This window comes from Methanosphaera sp. WGK6 (genome assembly GCF_001729965.1).
Taxonomy (GTDB): domain Archaea; phylum Methanobacteriota; class Methanobacteria; order Methanobacteriales; family Methanobacteriaceae; genus Methanosphaera.
This window is the reverse complement of the sequence record NZ_JRWK01000011.1, coordinates 1-21,232: the sequence shown is the minus strand read 5'-3', so window position 1 is coordinate 21,232 and position 21,232 is coordinate 1. Positions and strand designations below refer to the sequence as shown.

General features: G+C 28.9%; 26 protein-coding genes. 20 read left to right on the top strand and 6 right to left on the bottom strand.

The window, feature by feature from the left end:
- Position 1 precedes the first annotated feature (1 nt).
- From NL43_RS06310 to NL43_RS06235, 17 genes are all read left to right on the top strand, one after another.
- Positions 2 to 511, top strand: coding sequence for a 50S ribosomal protein L5 (locus NL43_RS06310; RefSeq protein WP_069593209.1), 510 nt, complete (start codon positions 2 to 4; stop codon positions 509 to 511).
- 3 nt (positions 512 to 514) lie between these two features.
- Positions 515 to 667 carry a 30S ribosomal protein S14 gene (locus tag NL43_RS08180; RefSeq protein ID WP_198923191.1) on the top strand — a complete coding sequence of 51 codons (153 nt, stop codon included), beginning with the start codon at positions 515 to 517 and terminating at the stop codon, positions 665 to 667.
- A gap of 20 nt (positions 668 to 687) precedes the next feature.
- Positions 688 to 1,080, top strand: a complete 393-nt coding sequence (locus NL43_RS06305) for a 30S ribosomal protein S8 (RefSeq protein ID WP_069593208.1) — start codon at positions 688 to 690, stop codon at positions 1,078 to 1,080.
- Between the two features lie 17 nt (positions 1,081 to 1,097).
- Positions 1,098 to 1,652 carry a 50S ribosomal protein L6 gene (locus NL43_RS06300; RefSeq protein ID WP_069593207.1) on the top strand — a complete coding sequence of 185 codons (555 nt, stop codon included), beginning with the start codon at positions 1,098 to 1,100 and terminating at the stop codon, positions 1,650 to 1,652.
- A 22-nt stretch (positions 1,653 to 1,674) separates the two neighbouring features.
- Positions 1,675 to 2,004, top strand: a complete 330-nt coding sequence (locus NL43_RS06295) for a 50S ribosomal protein L32e (protein ID WP_069593206.1) — start codon at positions 1,675 to 1,677, stop codon at positions 2,002 to 2,004.
- A gap of 88 nt (positions 2,005 to 2,092) precedes the next feature.
- On the top strand, positions 2,093 to 2,551 hold the full coding sequence (locus NL43_RS06290) for a 50S ribosomal protein L19e (protein ID WP_069593205.1): 459 nt from the start codon (positions 2,093 to 2,095) through the stop codon (positions 2,549 to 2,551).
- 3 nt (positions 2,552 to 2,554) lie between these two features.
- Positions 2,555 to 3,136, top strand: coding sequence for a 50S ribosomal protein L18 (locus NL43_RS06285; protein WP_069593204.1), 582 nt, complete (start codon positions 2,555 to 2,557; stop codon positions 3,134 to 3,136).
- A complete protein-coding gene (locus NL43_RS06280; protein ID WP_069593203.1) occupies positions 3,133 to 3,816 on the top strand; it encodes a 30S ribosomal protein S5 in 684 nt (227 codons plus the stop codon). The genes NL43_RS06285 and NL43_RS06280 overlap by 4 nt, the downstream gene beginning before the upstream one ends.
- Before the next feature lie 17 nt (positions 3,817 to 3,833).
- Positions 3,834 to 4,292 (top strand): 50S ribosomal protein L30, encoded by a 459-nt coding sequence (rpmD, locus tag NL43_RS06275; protein WP_069593202.1) that lies wholly within the window; start codon positions 3,834 to 3,836, stop codon positions 4,290 to 4,292.
- Positions 4,293 to 4,309: 17 nt separating this feature from the next.
- Entirely contained in the window at positions 4,310 to 4,747 is a 438-nt protein-coding gene (locus tag NL43_RS06270) for an uL15m family ribosomal protein (RefSeq protein ID WP_069593201.1), read from the top strand.
- A 58-nt stretch (positions 4,748 to 4,805) separates the two neighbouring features.
- Positions 4,806 to 6,155 (top strand): preprotein translocase subunit SecY, encoded by a 1,350-nt coding sequence (secY, locus tag NL43_RS06265; RefSeq protein WP_069593200.1) that lies wholly within the window; start codon positions 4,806 to 4,808, stop codon positions 6,153 to 6,155.
- A gap of 103 nt (positions 6,156 to 6,258) precedes the next feature.
- Positions 6,259 to 6,816 (top strand): adenylate kinase, encoded by a 558-nt coding sequence (locus NL43_RS06260; protein WP_069593199.1) that lies wholly within the window; start codon positions 6,259 to 6,261, stop codon positions 6,814 to 6,816.
- Positions 6,817 to 6,830: 14 nt separating this feature from the next.
- Positions 6,831 to 7,367 (top strand): DUF106 domain-containing protein, encoded by a 537-nt coding sequence (locus NL43_RS06255; protein ID WP_069593198.1) that lies wholly within the window; start codon positions 6,831 to 6,833, stop codon positions 7,365 to 7,367.
- 94 nt (positions 7,368 to 7,461) lie between these two features.
- Positions 7,462 to 7,731: a 50S ribosomal protein L34e gene (locus NL43_RS06250; protein ID WP_069593197.1), complete on the top strand. Its 270-nt coding sequence runs from the start codon at positions 7,462 to 7,464 to the stop codon at positions 7,729 to 7,731.
- Positions 7,728 to 8,240 (top strand): (d)CMP kinase, encoded by a 513-nt coding sequence (gene cmk / locus NL43_RS06245; protein WP_069593196.1) that lies wholly within the window; start codon positions 7,728 to 7,730, stop codon positions 8,238 to 8,240. Before NL43_RS06250 ends, cmk begins: the two co-directional genes overlap by 4 nt.
- Positions 8,241 to 8,257: 17 nt before the next feature.
- Positions 8,258 to 8,479 (top strand): 50S ribosomal protein L14e, encoded by a 222-nt coding sequence (locus NL43_RS06240; protein ID WP_069593195.1) that lies wholly within the window; start codon positions 8,258 to 8,260, stop codon positions 8,477 to 8,479.
- Between the two features lie 138 nt (positions 8,480 to 8,617).
- Positions 8,618 to 9,178 (top strand): flavodoxin family protein, encoded by a 561-nt coding sequence (locus tag NL43_RS06235; protein ID WP_069593194.1) that lies wholly within the window; start codon positions 8,618 to 8,620, stop codon positions 9,176 to 9,178.
- 459 nt (positions 9,179 to 9,637) lie between these two features.
- Here NL43_RS06235 and NL43_RS06230 read toward each other — a convergent pair whose 3' ends face one another.
- A complete protein-coding gene (locus NL43_RS06230; protein WP_069593193.1) occupies positions 9,638 to 10,393 on the bottom strand; it encodes an SseB family protein in 756 nt (251 codons plus the stop codon).
- A gap of 704 nt (positions 10,394 to 11,097) precedes the next feature.
- On the opposite strand from NL43_RS06230, the gene NL43_RS08360 reads away from it, so the two are divergent.
- Positions 11,098 to 11,703, top strand: coding sequence for a restriction endonuclease subunit S (locus NL43_RS08360; RefSeq protein ID WP_069593192.1), 606 nt, complete (start codon positions 11,098 to 11,100; stop codon positions 11,701 to 11,703).
- A gap of 2 nt (positions 11,704 to 11,705) precedes the next feature.
- Here NL43_RS08360 and NL43_RS06220 read toward each other — a convergent pair whose 3' ends face one another.
- The 5 genes from NL43_RS06220 to NL43_RS06200 all read right to left on the bottom strand — a co-directional run bounded on the left by NL43_RS06220 (position 11,706) and on the right by NL43_RS06200 (position 18,859).
- The gene (locus NL43_RS06220; RefSeq protein WP_241776230.1) at positions 11,706 to 12,302 is read right to left on the bottom strand and encodes a restriction endonuclease subunit S; all 597 of its coding nucleotides are present in this window, start codon (positions 12,300 to 12,302) and stop codon (positions 11,706 to 11,708) included.
- Positions 12,299 to 13,336 carry a phage integrase N-terminal SAM-like domain-containing protein gene (locus NL43_RS06215; RefSeq protein ID WP_069593191.1) on the bottom strand — a complete coding sequence of 346 codons (1,038 nt, stop codon included), beginning with the start codon at positions 13,334 to 13,336 and terminating at the stop codon, positions 12,299 to 12,301. Before NL43_RS06215 ends, NL43_RS06220 begins: the two co-directional genes overlap by 4 nt.
- 40 nt (positions 13,337 to 13,376) lie before the next feature.
- Entirely contained in the window at positions 13,377 to 14,417 is a 1,041-nt protein-coding gene (locus NL43_RS06210) for a restriction endonuclease subunit S (RefSeq protein WP_256365396.1), read from the bottom strand.
- A gap of 790 nt (positions 14,418 to 15,207) precedes the next feature.
- Entirely contained in the window at positions 15,208 to 15,540 is a 333-nt protein-coding gene (locus NL43_RS06205) for a hypothetical protein (protein ID WP_069593189.1), read from the bottom strand.
- A gap of 598 nt (positions 15,541 to 16,138) precedes the next feature.
- Positions 16,139 to 18,859, bottom strand: coding sequence for a type I restriction endonuclease subunit R (locus NL43_RS06200; protein WP_069593188.1), 2,721 nt, complete (start codon positions 18,857 to 18,859; stop codon positions 16,139 to 16,141).
- 166 nt (positions 18,860 to 19,025) lie between these two features.
- Between NL43_RS06200 and NL43_RS06195 the strand changes: the two genes are divergently transcribed.
- The gene (locus tag NL43_RS06195; protein ID WP_069593187.1) at positions 19,026 to 20,576 is read left to right on the top strand and encodes a type I restriction-modification system subunit M; all 1,551 of its coding nucleotides are present in this window, start codon (positions 19,026 to 19,028) and stop codon (positions 20,574 to 20,576) included.
- Between the two features lie 14 nt (positions 20,577 to 20,590).
- Positions 20,591 to 21,232 (top strand): restriction endonuclease subunit S (locus NL43_RS06190; protein WP_198923190.1); only part of this gene is annotated, 642 nt, incomplete at its 3' end.

Sequence of the window (21,232 nt, the reverse complement as noted above, 5' to 3'; positions counted from 1 at the left end):
CATGAATGTAATGGAAAAACCTTACATTGCAAAAGCAACAGTAAATATTGGTGTAGGTGAAGGTGGAGAAAAATTAACAAGAGCAGAAAGTTTAATCGAAAGTCTTGTTGATCAAAAACCTGTAAGAACATACTCAAAAGTTACAAACCCTGAATTTGGTATTAGGAAAAAACAACCAATTGCATGTAAAGTAACACTCAGAGGAGAAAAAGCTGAAAAAATTATATCCATGGTACTCGCAGGATTAGAAAACAGAATCAAAGCTTCTCAATTTGACCAAGAAGGAAATGTATCCTTTGGTATCAGAGAACACATTGATATTCCTGGTGTAAGATACGACCCAGATATAGGAATTTTCGGTATGGATGTTTCTGTAACATTCCAAAAACCAGGTCACAGAATCAAAGAAAGAAGATTAAGACCTAAAAAAATACCACAAGCACAAAGAGTTACAAAAGAAGAGTCAATGGAATTAATGAAAGAAAAATTCCAAGTTACTATAGAAGAGTAGAAGGTGAATATTGTGGCAAAAAAATACGGGAAAGCAGCAAGAGAATGTAGTCGATGCGGAGATCATTCTGCTATTGTAAGAAGATACGGTTTAAACTTATGCCGTCAATGTTTTAGAGAACTAGCTCCAAAAATCGGATTTAAAAAATACAATTAAATAAAGGGAGTGTTTAAAGAATGTCTCTTATGGACCCTTTAGCAGATGCATTAACAAACATCAGAAACAATGAGTTACAAGGTAATGATAAATGTGTTATCAGACCTGCATCCAAACTTATTGGACATGTATTAAGCACAATGCAAAAGGAAAATTATATAGGAAATTTTGAATTAGTTGATGATGGAAAAGCTGGTATATTCAATGTTGAATTAGTTGGTAACATAAACAAATGTGGAGTTATCAAACCACGTCACGCAGTTAAAGTAACTGAATTTGAAGCTTATGAAAAAAGATACTTACCAGCAAAAAACTTTGGTGTACTAATCCTTACAACACCACAAGGTGTAATGACTCACCACGAAGCTAAAGAGCTTGGAACTGGTGGAAGATTATTAGTATACGTATATTAAATTTTAGGTGAATTAAAATGGTTAAATTAGCAAATATAACAGAGACAATCCCTGTACCTGAAGGTGTTACAGTATCTATTGTAGATAATGATGTAACAGTAAAAGGAGACGGTGGAGAACTTAAGAGAAACTTCAACCATAATAAAATTACCATATCTAATGATGAGGAAAATGTTACCCTTCACGTAGCATTCCCAAACAAAAAAGATAAAGCTATGGTTGGAACTATAAGATCACATATTACAAATATGATTTATGGTGTAAAACATGGTTTTACCTATAAAATGAAAATAGTTTATGCTCACTTTCCAATGACTGTGAAAGTAAATGGTAACATTGTAACTATAGACAACTTCCTTGGAGAAAGAAGTCCACGTACAGCAAAAATTATTGGTGACGATGTAAAAGTTTCAGTAAAAGGTGAAGATGTAACAATCACTGGTATCAACAAAGAACATGTTGGTCAAACAATGGCAAACATCGAACAAGCAACCAAAATTAAAGGTCGGGACCCTCGTATTTTCCAAGATGGAATCTACTTAGTGGACAAAAGACAGGAAGAATTAGAATAAAATTTAATAAGAGGAAGTTATTATGACTAAAAAACCATCCTTCAAAAGACAAGAACATTGGAGATACAAAAAACTTGGTGACAGTTACCGTAGACCTAGAGGTAAACTCAGTAAAAGACGAAGATACCAAGCAAGAAAACCTGCAATGGCAAGAGTAGGATACCGTAATCCAAAAGCAACCAGAGGATTACATCCTTCAGGTTACCAAGACATTATCGTAGAAAATGTCGAAGAAATCAAAGCTTTAAATCCAAAAACTGATGCAGCAAGAATCGGAGCAACAGTTGGAAAAAGAAAAAGACAGTTAATTGAAGCAGAAGCTCAAAAAATTGGGGTAAAAGTATTAAATTAAGATTGCATTTGATGTAATGGTTCATTATTTGAATACATTATACTTTTACAATATCTTAATTAATTTTTATATTATTAGGAGGATTTTCATGAATCTTACCACACAGAAAAAATTAGCTGCAAAAATCCTAAAAGTAGGAGTAAACAGAGTATGGATAGATCCAGATCACATGGAAGAAGTATCCAGAGCAATTACAAGAAACAGTATTAGAGCTTTGATTAATGATGGAGTTATCAAAGCAAAACCTGTTAACGGACAAAGCAGTTACAGAAGTAAAAAAATTGCTGAACAAAAAGCAAAAGGAAGAAGAAAAGGGCATGGTAGTAGAAAAGGGGCTAAAAAAGCAAGAACTCCTAAAAAACAAGCATGGATGAGTACAATCCGTTCTTTAAGAGTTGTTCTTAAAGATATGCGTGAAAATGAAGAAATCGATAGAACTACCTACCGTAAATTATACAACATGGCAAAAGGTGGAGCATTCAGAAGTAAATCATACATGAAAACTTACGCTAAAGACCATGGAATGCTTAAAGAAACGGGGGAATAGAACATGGCACGAAGCGCAACATACAAAGTACAATTCAAAAGAAGAAGAGAAGGAAAAACTAATTACAACAGAAGATACAAATTAGTAGACCTCGATAAAACAAGAATGGTTGTAAGAATCACATCAAACCACACCATAACACAACTAGTTAAAATTGGAGAAAATGGAGATGAAACACTTGTTTCAGCTACTTCCAAAAACTTAAAAGATTATGGATGGTTAGGAAATGGTAAAAACACATCAGCAGCTTACCTAACAGGTTACCTCTTCGGTAAAAAAGCATTAAGTGCAGACTATGATGAAACACTATTAGACATAGGACTTCAACCTTCAATAAAAGGAACAAAAATCTATGCAGTACTCAAAGGAGCACTTGACGCTGGATTATACATACCACACAATGAATCCATATTACCAGAAGACTCCAGAATCAGAGGAGAACACATAGCAGAATATGCTAGTAACATGGATGAAGAAGAGAAAAACGCAAAATTCGCAAACTATATAAGATGCGGATTAACTCCTGAAGAAATACCAGATCACTTCGAAAGCGTTAAAAATAAAATAGATGAGGCAACACAATGAGCAAAAGATCAAATAGATCAAACAACAAGAACAATTCTAACAAGTTCAATGTTGAAGCATGGGAACCAAAAACAGAACTTGGAAGAAAAGTTAAAGAAGGCGAAATAACTGATATTGATCAAATATTAGACAAAGGTCTTCCAATAATGGAATTAGAAATTGTTGACGCACTATTACCAGATCTTGAAGAAGAAGTTATGGATGTTAACCTTGTTCAAAGAATGCATAAATCTGGTAGAAAAGTTAACTTTAGAGTAATTGTAGCAGTTGGAAACAGAAACGGATACGTAGGACTTGGTCAAGGTAAATCCCAAGAAGTAGGTCCTGCAATAAGAAAAGCTGTAGACCAAGCAAAATACAACCTTATAAAAGTTAGAAGAGGTTGTGGTGACTGGGGTTGCGGTTGTGGAAGAAGACACACAGTACCTTACAAAGTAGAAGGTAAAATGAGTAGTGTAACAACAACTCTTATGCCAGCACCAGCAGGTGTAGGACTTGCAGTTGGAGATGTTGGAAAAACAATTCTTTCATTAGCAGGTATTTCAGATGTATGGTCCAGAAACAGTGGACAAACACAAACCACTTTAAACTTTGCAGGTGCAGTATTTGAAGCACTCAAAGCATTATCCAGTGTAAAATCAAGTGATGAAGATCTCAGAGCTCTTGGAGTTATAGATTAAACATAGAGGTGTAAATTATGTATGCAGTTATAAGAATTCGAGGAAGAACTGGAATTAAAAGAAATATTGCAGATACACTTGACATGCTTAATCTTACAAGAATTAGTCATGCAGTAGTAATTCCAGAAACACCAAGTTACAAAGGTATGTTACAAAAAGCAAAAGATTACATAACCTGGGGAGAAATTTCAGAAGAAACTTACAAAAAATTATTAGCAGAAAGAGGAAGACTTTCTGGTAATAGAAGAGTTACTGATGAATTTGTTAAAGAAAACACTGACTATGATTCAGTTGAAGCATTAGCAGTAGCTTTATACAATGGTGAAACCACTCTTAAAGAAGCTGGTCTTAAACCATTATTCCGTTTAAACCCTCCTAGAAAAGGATATGAAGGTACAAGAAAATCCTTCAAAGAAGGCGGATCTCTTGGTTACAGAGCAGAAAATATTAATGAATTACTTGAAAAAATGTTATAATTCAAAGGTGTCATGATATGATTAGAAAAACAAGAAAAATCCGAAAACAAAGAGGTTCAAGATCTGTAGGTGGAGGATGTACCAAGAAAAGAAGAGGTGCAGGACACCGTGGAGGTCGTGGACTTGCAGGAGGAAACAAACACCACTGGACTTGGATGGTAGTAAACGATCCTAATCACTTTGGTAAATATGGTTTCAAACGTCCACAAAAAACAATCCAACAATTTAAACCTATCAATTTAACATTTATTGATAATGAAATTGAAAAACTTCTTGATGCTGAAATTGCTGTTAAAGAAGAAGGTCAAATTGTACTTGATGTAACTGAGTTAGGTTACAATAAAGTATTAGGTAAAGGAACTTTATCCCAAGCTATGACAATAAAAGCACCTAAATTCTCACAAAGTGCTATCGCTAAAATTGAAGATGCTGGCGGAATAGCTGAAATTATATAAGTAATTTCAAATATTTAGGGGTATAATTGAGAAATTATATCTTTTCATGGGAGAAAATATGTCATCACTAGATAGTATTAAACCATTTTACTCTCTTTTACCTCAGGTAGTTAATCCTGAAAAACGCCAAGGTTTTAGAGATAAACTGAAATGGACAGGAATAATATTAATATTATACTTCATTTTAAGTGAAGTATCTTTATTTGGTCTTAGTCCAACAGCTGTAGACCAATTCGCTCAGTTAAGATCAGTAATGGCAGGAAGCTTTGGTTCAATATTAACATTAGGTATTGGGCCAATAGTAACTGCTTCAATCGTAATGCAGTTATTGGTCGGGGGAAAGATTTTGAACCTTGACTTGTCTTCACAGGAAGATAAAGCTGCATTCCAAGGAACACAGAAACTTTTAGCTATAATATTCACATTATTTGAGGGAGCAGTACTTGTAGTGACAGGTTCACTTCCACCAATTAGTAGTGAATATACATTAGTACTAATATTACAAATGGTTCTTGGTGGTATATTAATAATTTACTTGGATGAAGTTGTAAGTAAATGGGGATTTGGTAGTGGAATAGGATTATTCATTGCTGCTGGAGTTGCTCAACAAATACTTGTAGGGTCATTTAATTTCTTATCCGCAGCTGGTACATCAGAACCAGCAGGTAAGATTCCAGCATTCATATATTCACTTATAACTGGTCAACCAAACTTTGGTTTACTAATACCAGTTATTGCAACAGTAGTTGTATTCCTTGTTGTTGTATATGCAGAATGTATGAGAGTAGAAATTCCATTATCCTATGGAGGAGTAAAAGGAGCAAGATCCAAATATCCTCTTAAATTTGTTTATGCTAGTAACATGCCTGTTATATTAGTTAGTGCATTATTCTTAAATGTACAATTATTTGCAGGATTATTCCAAAAAGTAGGTTTTCCTATTCTTGGAGAAGTATCACAAGGTCAAGCAATAAGTGGTATAGCTTATTACTTAACTACTCCTACTAGTGTATCAGTTTTATTTACAGATCCATTAAAAGTTCTAATCTATGCAATAGTATTCATTGGTTTATCAATTGTATTTGCATTACTATGGGTAGAAATCAGTGGTATTGGACCTAAACAGGTATCAAGACAACTTTCTAATATGGGAGTACAAGTACCTGGTTTTAGAAGTAGTAAAGTTCAATTTGAAAGAATCATGAAAAAATATATTCCAACAATTACCGTACTTGGTGGAGCATTTGTAGGATTACTTGCATTTGTAGCAGATCTTACTGGTGCTCTTGGAGGAGGTACAGGGGTACTTCTTACAGTAGGTGTAGTTTACAGGTTATATGAAGAAATTGCTAAAGAACAACTCATGGATGTACATCCAATGATGAGAAGATTCTTAGGAGATGAATAAGTTACTATAATAATAAGAATGTATGATATAAATTCATACATCTTAACTAACTTTATAGTAATTATAAGTAAAAAATAAAGTTAAATAAATTGAAGTGATTATAATGAACATAGTAGTACTTGCAGGTATACCTGGTACTGGTAGTACAACAGTATTAAATAAAGTGTTAGAAAAAGTTGACTATGTTAACATTAACTATGGAAATGTAATGTTTGACATTGCAAGTGAAAAAGGATTAGTAGAAACACGTGACGACATGCGTAAACTAAACCCAAATATCCAGAAAGATGTTCAAAAACAAGCAGCAGAAAGAATACATGAAATGGCACAAAATGATGATGTAATCATTGATACACACTGTACAATAAAAACCCCAAAAGGTTTTCTTCCAGGACTACCACAATGGGTATTAGAAGAATTACAACCAACACAGTTCATACTCATAGAAGCAAAGCCTAGTGAAATCATGTACCGTAGAATGACAGATGATTCACGAGTACGTGACATGGAATACACTGATGAAATAGACTTACATCAAAGAATGTCCAGAGCAACTGCTATGAGCTATGCAGTGCTAACAGGTTGTACTGTTGCAATGGTTCAAAACAATGATGACGGCCTAGATAAAGCTGTATCAGAAATTGTTGATATCTTATCCTAGATGAGGATTTCAAGATGAGTTATCTAGATTTTATATTAGATCCATTAATAAGTCTTGATCCAAATCCATCTAACCCAATATTCACAATATTCATAATAGCAACACTAATTGCATTATTTATTGTAGTATTACAGAAAGTCTTAATAGACTATGATAAGATGCATGAGCTTCAAGCTGAAATGAAGCAATTACAAGCGGAGATGAGGGCTGCAAACCAGTCAGGAGATCCAAAAGCATTAGCAAAAGTTCAGAAAAAACAAGCAGAACTAATGCCAAAAAACATGGAATTAATGAAAATGCAAATGAAGCCAACATTCATAACAATGATTCCAATACTAGTAATCTATTATGGAATGATTGGAAACTATGCATTAAGTCATGTAGTAATAAATATCACAGCATCACAATATTACCTACTACTAATTCCAATATGGAACATATTTTGGACCCAATCAAATCCATTAACAATAAACTTCTTCGGATGGTACATACTAGCATCATTTGCTATGAGTTTCCTATTCAGAAGAATATTTAACATACAAACAATGTAATTGCATTCAAAAAAATAAACCGATAATATAAATAATTATCAGTTATATAAAGGAAAAATAATAAAAAGAAAATTATAAAGGAGGAAAAAAGTAAATGTCTGCACCAAGATTCAGAAATGGAACATTCAAAAAATCATTGAAAAGAGTTCCAGGTGGAAGAAAACTCGAACACTATAAGAAGAAAAAACCTTCAAAACACGTATGTGCTAAATGTGGAAAAGTATTAGATGCAGTTCCAAGAGGAAGACCATACCAAATAAGAAAATTATCCAAAAACCAAAGAAGACCAAACAGACCTTATGGTGGAATGTACTGTACCAACTGTACAAAGAAAATAATTAAAGAAGAGGCAAGATCATTATGATTATTACTATTGGCGGACTTGCGGGCACAGGTACATCAACCGCAGCCCAGAAGTTATCACAACAACTAAATATCCCCTACATATCAGCAGGAGACGTATTTAGACAGATGGCCGTTGAACACAATATGACTTTATTGGAATTCAGTGAGTTCGCTGAGGGTAATGATGAAATTGACAAAGCTTTAGATAAAAGACAAGCAAAAATAGCAAATGAAGCTGAAGATTTAATAGTAGAAGGAAGAATCTCTGCTTTCTTTGTAAATGCAGATTACAAGTTCTGGCTAATGGCTCCAGATAACACACGAGCAGAACGCATCAGTTACAGAGAAGACAAAAGCATAGAAACTGTACAACATGAAATCAAAGAAAGAACAGCAAGTGAAAAAAAACGATACATGGAAATCCATGAAATCGACATTGATGACTTAAGCCAATACGATCTTATCATCAATACAAAAACCTTCGACGCAGAATCAACAGCCAACATTATATTAAACTGTATAAAATAAATAAATAGGTGAAACAAATGCCAGCAATAGAAAAAGGAAGAGTATGTGTTAAAATCGCAGGAAGAGAAACTGGGAAAAAATGTGTAATAGTAGATGTAATCGATGAAAACTTCGTAGAAATCGTAGGAAACGAAGTAAAAAACAAAAGATGCAACATCAAACACTTAGAACCAGTGGATGAAACTGTAGAAGTATCAGATGATATAGAAGCAGTAAAAGAAGCTTTAGCAAACTTATAAGTTTAACAAAGCTCTTTTATCACTTACTTATTTTTTAACCCCCCCACCCATTTTACTTTTTTTAAAAAATAAATTAAATACTAACAACTACTATAAAACACCTAACACATAAAATAAAATAACAATAGGTGAAAAAATATGAAAATAGTAGGAATAAACACAAGCCCCAGAAAAGGAAGCAACTCCAACATAGCACTAAAAACCGCACTAAAAGCCGCACAAGAAAAAGGAGCAGATACAGAAATCTACAACATGAACAACATGAACATAAAAACATGCCAAGCAGACAACTACTGCACAAAACATAACGGTAAATGCGCACTAGACGATGACATGCAAGAAATATACACTGCAATTGATAACGCTGATGGAATAATACTCGCAACTCCAGTGTATATGGGAAACATATCATCACACGCAAAAATATTCATAGACAGACTACACTCAATAATGCACTCAAATACACTACATGCTAAACCTAAAAAAATCTCACTAATCGCCACACAAGCCGCAATAGAACCACCAATGTATGCATACATCAAAAACAACCTCGAAACAACATGTGACATATTCGGTGGAATAGGATTTGAAGTAGAAGACATAGAACTACTAATAGGAAACAACAAAGAAAAAGCAATACTCGACAAACAAGACCAACTAGACAAAGCAACAGCAATAGGAAACAGAATAGTAAGATAGAAACATATCTTATTATTCAATAAAAACTAGTACTATTTTACTATAAAATAAGATAAAGAAAAATACAAAAAACAATAAAAACTAGTAAAATATGAAAAAGATAAAACAATAAAAAAGAAATAATACAATAAAAATAATAAAATAATACTATAACATGTAGATAAGATAATATAAAAAAATAAAATTCACATGAAAAAATAATAAACTCCTTAAAAAAATAATAAATATAATTCTAATTTTTAACTATAAATTTACTTAAAATAAACATGAAATAAACAATAAGAAATCAAAAATAAAATAAGATAAATAAAGAAGAAATTACAATATAACATAACCTAACCCTATTTCTAATAAAAACAATTCACATAATCTACATCATCTATTTAAAAATAGAAAGTTTTCACTAAATAAGTCTATAAATATAATCATAATCATTCTCATATAGTTAACTTAATTTAATTAATCATCCAGGTTATAAAACTCCTGATCAATACAAGTCCACATATACTTATTATCTACTTGTGATTCAAAATTTAGCACAGTAAACGGTGGAAGAATAATAATAGGATGTTCTGGTACATTATCCTCAGAATAGGGGAAAATAACTCTAGTATGTTTAGGAAGTAAAATCTCATTAACAATATTCTTATCATTATAATCTTCATGAATACAAGCTTCAAGCGCTAAAACATTCTTAGTAACACCATCAATTATATCATTAAACAAATTAGGCTCATCTTCCCTTACAAAAACAATCATATTTTCTTCAAGCTCAGGAGCATTCTTAAACTGTTCTAATAACTTCTCATAATTATCTAAATTAGTCTTAGTACCAAACATGTCAATAAATGCAGCTACTGGAAAACCTAATGAAAATTCACTAAAAGGATTAATAATAACACTAAAAATATCATCCATATTTTTAAGAATATTCACAACCTCATGAACAGCAATAGACACAACATCAACAGAAAAACCATGAACTTCAATTTTCTCTTTATCAGTAAATAATGTCAAATGCTTATTCTCACTAGTATCAGTTAGTAGATTAGGTCTAAAACGTAACTCTTCATCACCATCACTTGATGTAATTACAGCAGGAAGTAAAAGATTACAATCCTTCAAAGCATCATACAATAAACTCTTATCCTCATCACTCCACATGTCAGGATTAGTCTTCATCAAATTTTTAACAACATCTAAATTATCATCCATAACAAATACTCCTATATTTTTAATTCACTAATACTATATTGTAACAAATAAATATTAAAACCACTATCAATAAAAATGGAACAATTATTTAAAATTCCATCTTATTCTACATAAATGAGAGATAAATTTAAATAGACTATTACTTTATAACCAGAACAAACATGAACCATCAATACGGTTTCCAGAGTTCACTGATGAATGGCAAACTAAAAAATTAAATGAAATAGTAGATAGAATAACTCGTAAAAATAAAAATCTAGAAACAGAACGTCCATTAACTATATCAGCAGAATATGGTTTAATAGATCAGACAGAATTCTTTGATAAAATAGTAGCTAGTGATAATTTAAAAGGATATTATTTAATTAAAAAAGGTGAATTTGCATATAATAAAAGTTACTCTAAAAATTATCCCTATGGTACTGTTAAAAGATTAGATTTATATGATAAAGGAGCTATCTCAACATTATACATATGTTTTACTATTTCAAATAATATACATAGTACTTTTTTAAAATTTTATTTTGATACTAGTAAATGGTATAAAGAAATGTATAAAATAGCAGTAGAAGGTGCTAGAAATCATGGTTTATTAAACATACCTGTGAAAGATTTTTTTTAATACAGAACATACAATTCCATCTTATAGTGAACAAGAAAAAATAGCAGATTTTCTTTCAATAATAGATAAAAAGATTATTTTAATGGAAAAGAAATATTCATTATACCAAACTATTAAGAAGTATTTTTTAAAAAATCTTCTTAGTATTCAGAAAGAACCTCTTCTAAGATTTGATGAATTTAAAAATGATTTAATTGATAAAAGATTAAATGAAGTATTATTTAGTGTGTCTTCTAATTTATCTTTTAATCAATTAGAACATAATAATGGGAAATTTAAATTATATGGTGCTGAAGGTATTGTTAAATATATTGATTTTTATGAAGAAGATAAACAATATATAGGCTTAGTTAAAGACGGATCCATAGGAAAAATATATTTATGTGAACCATATTCTTCAGTAATCGGTACAATGGCATATATAACTACAAATAATCAAAATAATCTTGTTTATTTATATTATGTATTAACACAAATCAATTTTAAAAAATATATGGTTGGTTCTACAATACCGCATATCTATTTTAAAGATTATTCTAAAGAGTCTATTAAACTACCATTATTAGATGAACAAAAGAAAATATCTAGTTTTCTTTTAGTAATAGATAAAAAAATAGAATTAATTAAAAGAAAAATAAAAATAAATAAAGATTACAAGAAATATTTATTACAAAATATGTTCTGTTGAATTTAGCAGAAAAGAACACTTAATAAATATTTTTTAAATTCTTTTAGTCTTTTAATTTTTGCATTGGTTAAAATAATTTTAAAATCCATATTGTTTAGAAATTCCACAATTTCTTCTTGTTCATTTATATCAGGTATTTCTATTTTAAAATTTTTCAAGTCTTTTTTGTGAATATTAGGTAAACCCGTTCCTAATCTTAAATTCACGAGTTTATTTTCAGAATATTTCAAATAATGATATAAAAATTGAACATTTACATTTTTATCCAAATTACTCAAATAATAACAATGTCCACCACAATAAAAGGGATTATCATTGAAATTAACATAACCACAAGAGTTTCCACCTTCACTTATGGTTATAGTATTAGCATTAACATTGTATGTATCTGTAAATCCTGAAGGCTCTTTACCACCATTTAAAACATAATATTTCCCATTATCTACAAATTTTTCTTTGTTTAACTGCTTACCTTTATTAATTTCAACAATATCTGTTAATTTCTTTGAATTCCATGAAATGTCATTATTAAACTGAATATTATGTTTAAATATATTGTATGAAAAATACTTCTTAATAGTTTGGTATAATGTAGTCAATATATATTGTATGATGTGTCTGATAGAAAAATGTTAATTGTAATATGTATATCTTCTTTTACTTCTTTTTCTTTCTGTTTAGGGTATATTATCACATTTTTCATTACTTTTTTATATTTTTCTTTTAGTTTTTCAGGATTTGTTTTGATGTATGTTTCATGTACTATGTTTTTACTTCGTCCTTGTAGTGCATCAATGTATTCTGCTGCTAGTTCTAAGTTACTTGCATGATATTTACGAAGTGTATGTGATCTAAAAAATCTATAATTTCCTTTATATCCCCAATTCATTCTATCATTTATCTTTTGAAACATTGTTATGACACTAGAATTACTAAAAGGAAATAATTTATCACTAGCTTTCAGATTTTTTCTTGTTTTGAGATACTTTACTATACATGTACTTGCCTCATTTGAACAGAAAGTATAATAGTATTTATCTGTTTTAATTCTCCTTAAATAAATAGTAGGTATTATATCATCACGTTGTTCTAATTCATCAAGTATTTCATTTAATGAATATTTATTGTGATATTCATATGTTGCTTTAATAAAATCATCCACAGTTAGAGATAGTGTTTCTGCTTTTGCAGTTCCACTGCTAGACATAAATAATAATAGTGCTTGGAATGATAAAGGAACAATTTCAAGAGCTTTAGCTATATGTTCACGTGTTGGAAGATCAAGATAATTAGTTTCATATGTTTTTTCAAACTTTGCATCAGGAAGTTGAGGTAATTCAATTTCAAAATGTGAATAAAAAGTTTTTAACTTAGAAAAATAGGTTTTCACAGTATTTGGTGAAAGATTACTATCTAATAAATAACTACGATAATCAAGTAAACGTTTCTTTATTCGCCTATTCTTTAGTAAGATATTATTTTCTTCATCAATGATTGCTTCCTCAATCAATTCATCAATAGTCATGTCATGAAAAGAAATATAATTTTCTATTGATGAACAATAACACTTAGCAGTGCCCTGTTTAATATTGCGTTCTCTACAAAATTGAATAAAAAGTTTATTATTATACATACTAATAACTATGCATAACAAATAATACAATCTACTCAGTTTAACAAAACATATTTTCAAGAAGATACTTTTTAAATTTATTTAATTCAAAAATATTTCTTTCTATATATTCAATTTCCATATCAAAATTATTTAAAAAAGAAAAAATTTTTTCTTGTTCCTTCCGTGTTGGAAACTCTATATTTATTTTATATAAATCACTTTTTTTAATACTTGGAATTCCTGTAGTTAATTTTAAACGAAGAATTTCTTTTTTATTAGCTATTAAAAAATAATACAAATACAAAGGATATATAACATCACTATTTAATGTTAAATAAAAACAACTATCCCCACAATAAAATCGTTTTTTATTATATGTAATATGTCCACAAGACCCCACTCTTGAAAGAGTTATTGTATTTTGGTCTACGTTCCATTTATCTGTAAGACCTGTTGGTTTTGTTCCACCATTTAAAATATAATATTTTCCATTATTATTTTGAGAATATGAAGAATCTCCAGTATTAATAGTACAAATTTCTTTTAATTTAATTTTTTTCCATTCTTTTCCCCATATTGAAAATTTATTGTGATATTCGTTTGAACCATTTTCAATTTTCAATATATGATTTAAGAAAAAATTCTTCAAATTCTCAAATTTCTTCTTTTTCTTTTCCATTAAACTGATTTTTTTATCAAGTGCTGATAAGAATGATGCAATCTTTTTTTGTTCATCAAATGAAGGTATTTTTATTTTTATTTTTTTAATGTTATTTGATGTTAAACTAGGAACTCCTGTAGCCTCATTATATTTTAACCAATTAATAGTATTGAACAAATAGAATATACATTTGACAAAATTTTTTTCATTAATTTCCGTATAAAATAAAGTATCTACGGTCCAAAAGGGAGTGTTGATATAACTTGGTTTATTGATAGTTCCTTTACGACCTATTAAAATACTCTCTTTGTTGTATAAATAATCATTCACATATGTAATTATTCCTCCAGTACCTAATACAGGAATAGTTCCAGAAGATAAATGTTTATAGTCTTTACCATAACAAATATTAAGAATATCACCTATTTTAGTTTCAATCCATTCATCACTAAACTCTGGGAATCTCAGTTCTGGTTCAAGTTTCTGGTTATATAATTTGGAATAGATATTTTAAATATTCCTTAAAATTATTTTTTCTTGTTTGTATAATGTTATTTTAAATTAAACTAATAATATATTCCTTATTTTAGTTAGTTTACATTATTTATTTAAGAAATTTATAAAAAAAAGTTAATTTTGAAATATTTTTATCTTTAATTAATTTATTTCTTATTGCATAGAAACACTATGTTCTATAAAAAATATATTATATGGAAGTATAATTGTATTGAATAATCTTCTTTAGGCGTATTTGTTTTATTTTGTTGATTTTTTATTAAAGTTATATTGTTTTTGCAATATTTTCTATAAAATAAATTAGTTTTTTCTTTGATTTTTATCATTTTATTTTGTTTTTATCATTCAAATATATCTTTTTTTGTTTATTGTATGTATTTTAGTTATAATTAAAGAATTTCTTTGTTTTATTTTTATGCTTTTTTGATTTTATCTTTGTTTTAAAAATAATTTGAGAATAATTGTTTATTATGATAAAAAGTATATATTAATTAATATAGAGTAAATTGTAGAGTCCTATTTATTTTTATTTTAATTTTTAATTAATATATCTAGAACAAAATTTTAAATAAATATTATGATTATTTAATAGGACTCTAAATATTTATTTAGTAGAGAGTGTTTACACACTCTACTATTTAATATATGCTATTTCTAAATTAATTTCAAAAAATATTCAAAAAAAAGGATTGGTGGAGAATTTTAAATTTATTTATTCATCTTCAAGTAGATGACCTAGTGTTCCTTCTACTGTGTATCTTCTGAATTCTATTTGTATTCTTTCAGAGTTTGCAGATTCAATGAGTAAATCTGGTAAGTTAAAGTAGTCTTGTAAGTCTTTTAATACTTCTTCTGTTTCTTTGAGTGATAGTTTTTTAATATCTATTTGTATTAACCATCTTTCTCTACCTAGATTGTAGTGTTGTGTGATTATCTGTGATTTCTCAAGACCAGTAATTCTAATCAATTCAGTTTTAAGAAGTTTTGTTAATTGAGTATCTCTTTTTTCTTGTCTTATTTTATCTAGTGCTTCATTTACTTTCATAATATCAACATCACTATTACTTGTTTATTCTTATATAAACTATTTATTCAAACATATATCTTAAGTTTTTGTTTAAAAATAAAACAGGATTATAATGTACTAGATCATAATCACAAATTAAATCATTACCTGCTACTATTTCTTTTTATACTACTACTAGAATTACTTAAAATACTTTTCTTAGAATGATAATAGATATGATACTACTATTTTAATCAATTTCAATATATTATAGTCTTATTTTAACAAATATATGGGAAACCCATGTGGAAAAAAGAAAATGATTGGAAAAAATTATTTTATAATTTTCTTTATTTTATTTTTGATTCGTCGTCGTAGTGATTTTTCGGGGTCATTGATTATTTTTATTTTATATATTATTTCATTTTCTGTTTCTATTTTGTTTATTTTCATTATTTTCGTATCTCCTTATCTATTAATGTTTTATATATTTATGTTTGGAATTATAATTATAAATATGATGTTGTATACATGATTATAGATGATGGAGGGTGTCCTCCTTACTTCTTTTTGACATGTTTAATTCTATTATGATTTTATTTTTATAAAAACATTGATGGATACAATACTTATGAAATTACCATGTGAATAGTTTGATTAATTGTATTATTTCTTCGATTAATGATTTTCGTCTTGGTATTTTTTCTTTTAGTTTTAGTTTTTCATTGAATGAGTTGTTTATGTCTTTGGTTTTTATTTTTCCACTGAATTCATATTCGCTTATTATGTTTTCTATTAGTTTTTGTTTTAGGTTTTCTTTTTTTATTAAGTTTGTAATTGCTTTTTTCTTTTCATGGTTCATATAGTTTTCTAGTTTTTCTTCTATGTCTTTATTTTCATTTGTTTCTATGATGGTTGTTTGTATGAATTTATCAATTAATTCTTTTTTACTTTGTAGTTCTATGTCTTTTTCCATAGTATCTAATATGAATTGTTTGTCTTTCAAGAACCCTGGTTGTTTTGGATCTAGGTCTTTGAGTAGTTTTATTATGTATGTTGCATTTATATCATCACGTCTAAGTAGTTCTATTTCAAAGTCTATGTCATCAAGTATTGATGTTTTTTCTACTGGATTTTCTGTTGTCTGGTATATATCCTTGTATTTACTTGTGTAATCTTCTATTTCTTGTTCAGGCATGTCTAAGTCTTTATAACTAAATTCTGTGAATGTTTTTAATTTGTTCATTGTTCTTAGTATTTCTCTAAATTCCTTAACAAACTCAAATTGTTTTTCAATATTCTCAGGATTATCTAGTTCTTTTATGTCTTTTACTGTGTTATGTAGGGTTTTTACTTGTTCATTGAAGTTTTCAACATATTCTTTGTATGTTTTCATGAGTACTGTTTCTAGTGCATTTTCATCCGAGAAGAGTCTTATTGCTTCATCAGTATCTTTTTTAATATTTCGGAATGAAACTATGTTTCCATAGGCTTTTTTCTCATTATATACTCTGTTTGTTCTTGAGAATGCTTGTAGTAGTGTATGATATACTAGATTTTTATCAACATAGAGTGTATTTAGTAATTTATTATCAAATCCGGTTAGGAACATATTCACTACAAGTAACACGTCTATTTTATTTTCCTTTGATTTTTTAGATACATCTTTATAGTACATTTCAAATGTGTCTGTTGAGAAATTTGTTCCAAATTGCTGATTGTAGTCATCTATTTGTTTTTCTAGTAGTTCACGTGGATGAACTTCTTCTTCTGTTAAGTCAGGGTTTTGATTATAGGTGTATATTGTTGCTATTTTTAGTTTTTTATCTTCTTGCAGTTTACTGTTTTTTTCCTTGAATATTTCATAGTACTTGTTAAGCACAGGTATGGAACTTACTGCAAACATGGATGTGAATTCACGATTGTATGTTTTTTTATCATGATTTTCTATTATGTATTCTACTATTTTCTCAAGACGTTTTTCTGATTCCATGACTTCTTTTATATTGATTTCTTCAACATCTATATCATATTTAGTATGGTTCTTGTATTTTCCTATATATTCAACGGAAAATCCTAATACATTTTGATCATGTATTGCATTTTTTATTAAATAGGAATGTAATCGGTCTCCGAAGATATCATGAGTTGTTTTATTTTTATTTGAATTTTCTGAGAATATGGGTGTTCCTGTAAATCCAAAACATTGAATATTTGTGAAGAATTTGGTTATATCATCATGCATTTGGCCAAACTGTGATCTATGACACTCATCAAACATTAAGATCATTTTTTGGTCTTTATAGTCGGTTAATTCTTTTTTATTCTTTTTAGCAGCATTGGATAATTTTTGTATGGTTGTTACTATTAATTTATCAGTCCCTTTTAATTGTTGTACTAGTTTTGTAGTGTTATTTGTTGCATCTACTGAATTATTACTGAATTTATTAAATTCATCAAGTGTCTGATTATCTAAATCTTTTCTATCAACTACAAATAATACTTTATCTATCTCTTTTTTCTGTGATAATAACTGACTTGCCTTATATGAAGTTAATGTTTTACCACTACCTGTAGTATGCCATATATACCCGTTCTGTTTGGAGTGCAGTGCATTGTTAAGTATTGCCTCTACTGCATAGTATTGGTATGATCTTAATATTGTGATTGTTTCTGTTGCTTCACTTAAAACAATATATTTTGTTATCATTTTATGTAATTGATAACGTTCAAGGAATTTATCTGTGAAATCTTGTAAATTATTTATATTAGTATTATCTTCTTTTTTCCAAAAAAATGTGAATTTATAATTTAATTCCTTATTATTTGCATAATACTTCGTATCTACACCATTGGATATTACAAATATTTGAATATAGTTAAACAATCCTTTATATGTATGTCTTTGATATCTCTGTGTTTGATTAAATGCTTCTTTAAGCTCTATTCCCCTACGTTTTAATTCAATTTGCACTAGAGGCAATCCATTGATTAAAATAGTGACATCATACCTGTTAGTATATTCTTTTTCAATTGTTATCTGATTAGCTACTTGAAAAGTATTTTTACACCATCTTTTATTAAGAAATTCAACATAGAAATTTGTTCCATCATCACGTGTAAGTTCCATCTTGTCACGTAACTTTTTAGCTTTCTTAAAAATAGTACCTTCTTCAAGGTAATTGAAAATTCTATTAAATTCTTTATCACTGAATATTGTTTTATTAAGAGTTTCAAGTTGTACTTTAAGATTACTTTTAACTTCATTTATATTGTCTAGTTTTATGTATTTATAGTCTAATGATTGTAATTGTTTAATTAAATTATTTTCAAGAGTCTCTTCAGATTGATGTACCATAATATCAAAATTTCCATACTATTTATTAATTATACATATATTTCTTAAATTATATACATTTAATTAGTAAATTATCAAATAAAAAAATCTTATTAGTCTATCCATATAATTAAATAAAAAAACTAACATAAATTGGTTATAGAACTAATAAAAAGGTGTGGGTATTATGAGTGATGAACAACACAAACAACAATTAGAACAAAAACTATGGGATGTTGCAGATATACTAAGAGGAAGTATGGATGCAAATGAATACAAAAATTATATTCTAGGATTTATTTTCTACAAATATTTGTCAGAAAAAATAGAAAACTTCCTAAATAATGCATTAGAAGAAGATGGACTAACATTTCAAGAAGCATATGAAACAGATGAAGAATACAGAGAACTATTACCTGAAGAAGCAATAGAAAACATAGGATACTTCCTAGAACCACAATATCTCTTTAACACAATAGTAGCTGAAGCAAAACAAGAAGAATTCATACTAGACAATCTTGGCAAAGCACTACAAAAAATAGGTGAATCAGCACAGGGAAGTGAAAGTGAAGATGACTTTGAAAACCTATTTGAAGATGTAGATCTACAATCATCCAAATTAGGACGAATGCCTGAAGATAAAAACAAAATAATCTCACAAATAATACTTAAACTATCTGAAATAGACTTCAAACTAGAAGACACAGAAAGAGACATACTAGGAGATGCATATGAATACCTAATAGGACAATTCGCATCAGATGCTGGAAAAAAAGCAGGAGAATTCTACACACCACAGGAAGTCTCAAAAATACTTGCTAAGATAGTAACACTTGATAAAACAAAAATAAAATCAGCATACGACCCTACATGTGGATCAGGATCACTTCTTCTAAGAATATCCAAAGAAGCAGACGTATCAGATTTCTACGGACAAGAATTAAACCAAACAACATACAACCTCGCTAGAATGAACATGATACTACACGATGTATCATTCCAAGATTTTGAAATAAAAAGAGGAGACAGCCTTGAAAATCCAGAATTCATGGACAAACAATTTGATGCAATAGTTGCAAATCCTCCATTCAGTGCAAAATGGAGCTCAGACAAAAAATTCGATGATGACCCAAGATTCAGCGAATACGGAAAACTCGCACCAAAAAGTAAAGCAGACTATGCCTTCGTTCAACACATGATATACCACCTAAATGATAATGGAACAATGGCAGTAGTACTACCACATGGAACACTATTTAGAGGAGCAGCAGAAGAAAAAATAAGAACGCACCTCATAAAAGATTTAAACTACATAGATGCAATAATAGGCCTACCCGCAAACATATTCTATGGAACAAGTATCCCCACACTCATAATGGTACTTAAGAAATGTCGAACAGAAGAAGATGATATATTCTTCATTGACGCATCCCAAGAATTTGAAAAAGTAAAAAATCAAAACAAACTACGAAAAGAAGACATAGAAAAAATAGTAAACACATATAAAAATAGAGAAGAAATAGACAAATACTCACATAAAGCAACACTCGAAGAAATAGAAGAAAATGACTACAACTTAAACATTCCACGATATGTAGATACCTTTGAAGAAGAAGAACCTATAGACTTAGATGAAGTAATTTCCGAACTAAAAAAAATAGATGAAGAAATGAAAGAAGTAGATAAAGAAATCCAAAAATATTGTGATGAACTAGGAATACAATCACCAATATTCTAAGAAGGTAGAACATTATGACAATAAACACAACAGATGTTTCTACCCAAAGAAACACAGAAAAAAAAGATGTACATAACCAGAAATTAAATAGTAGACTTCCTTCATTAATATTGTCTGACCATTCTGAATGGTTACAATATAAACTTGGAGAATTAGTTATAAATATAGTAGCCGGTGCTACTCCAAAAACATCAATAAAAGATTATTGGTTAAATGGAACAATACCTTGGATGTCTTCTGGTGAAGTTCATAAAAAACTAGTTAAAACAACGGATAAATTCATTACACAAAAAGGATATGATAATTCAAGTACTAAAATGATTCCTATTAATTCCATTTTAATTGCATTAGCAGGACAAGGTAAAACTAGAGGAACTGTAGCTATAAATAAAATAGAATTATGTACTAATCAATCAATAGCAGCAATAATTCCTGATTCAAATAAGTTATATTATGAATTTTTATTTTATTATTTAGAATCAAAATATGATAAACTAAGAAGATTATCTAGTTCTGATGGAGGTAGAGGCGGTTTAAATTTAAAATTACTTAGAGCTATACGAATTAACATACCTTCTTTAAATGAACAGAAAAAAATTGCTTCTTTCTTATTCGCTGTAGATCAAAAAATCAGTTTAATGGAAAAGAAATATTCA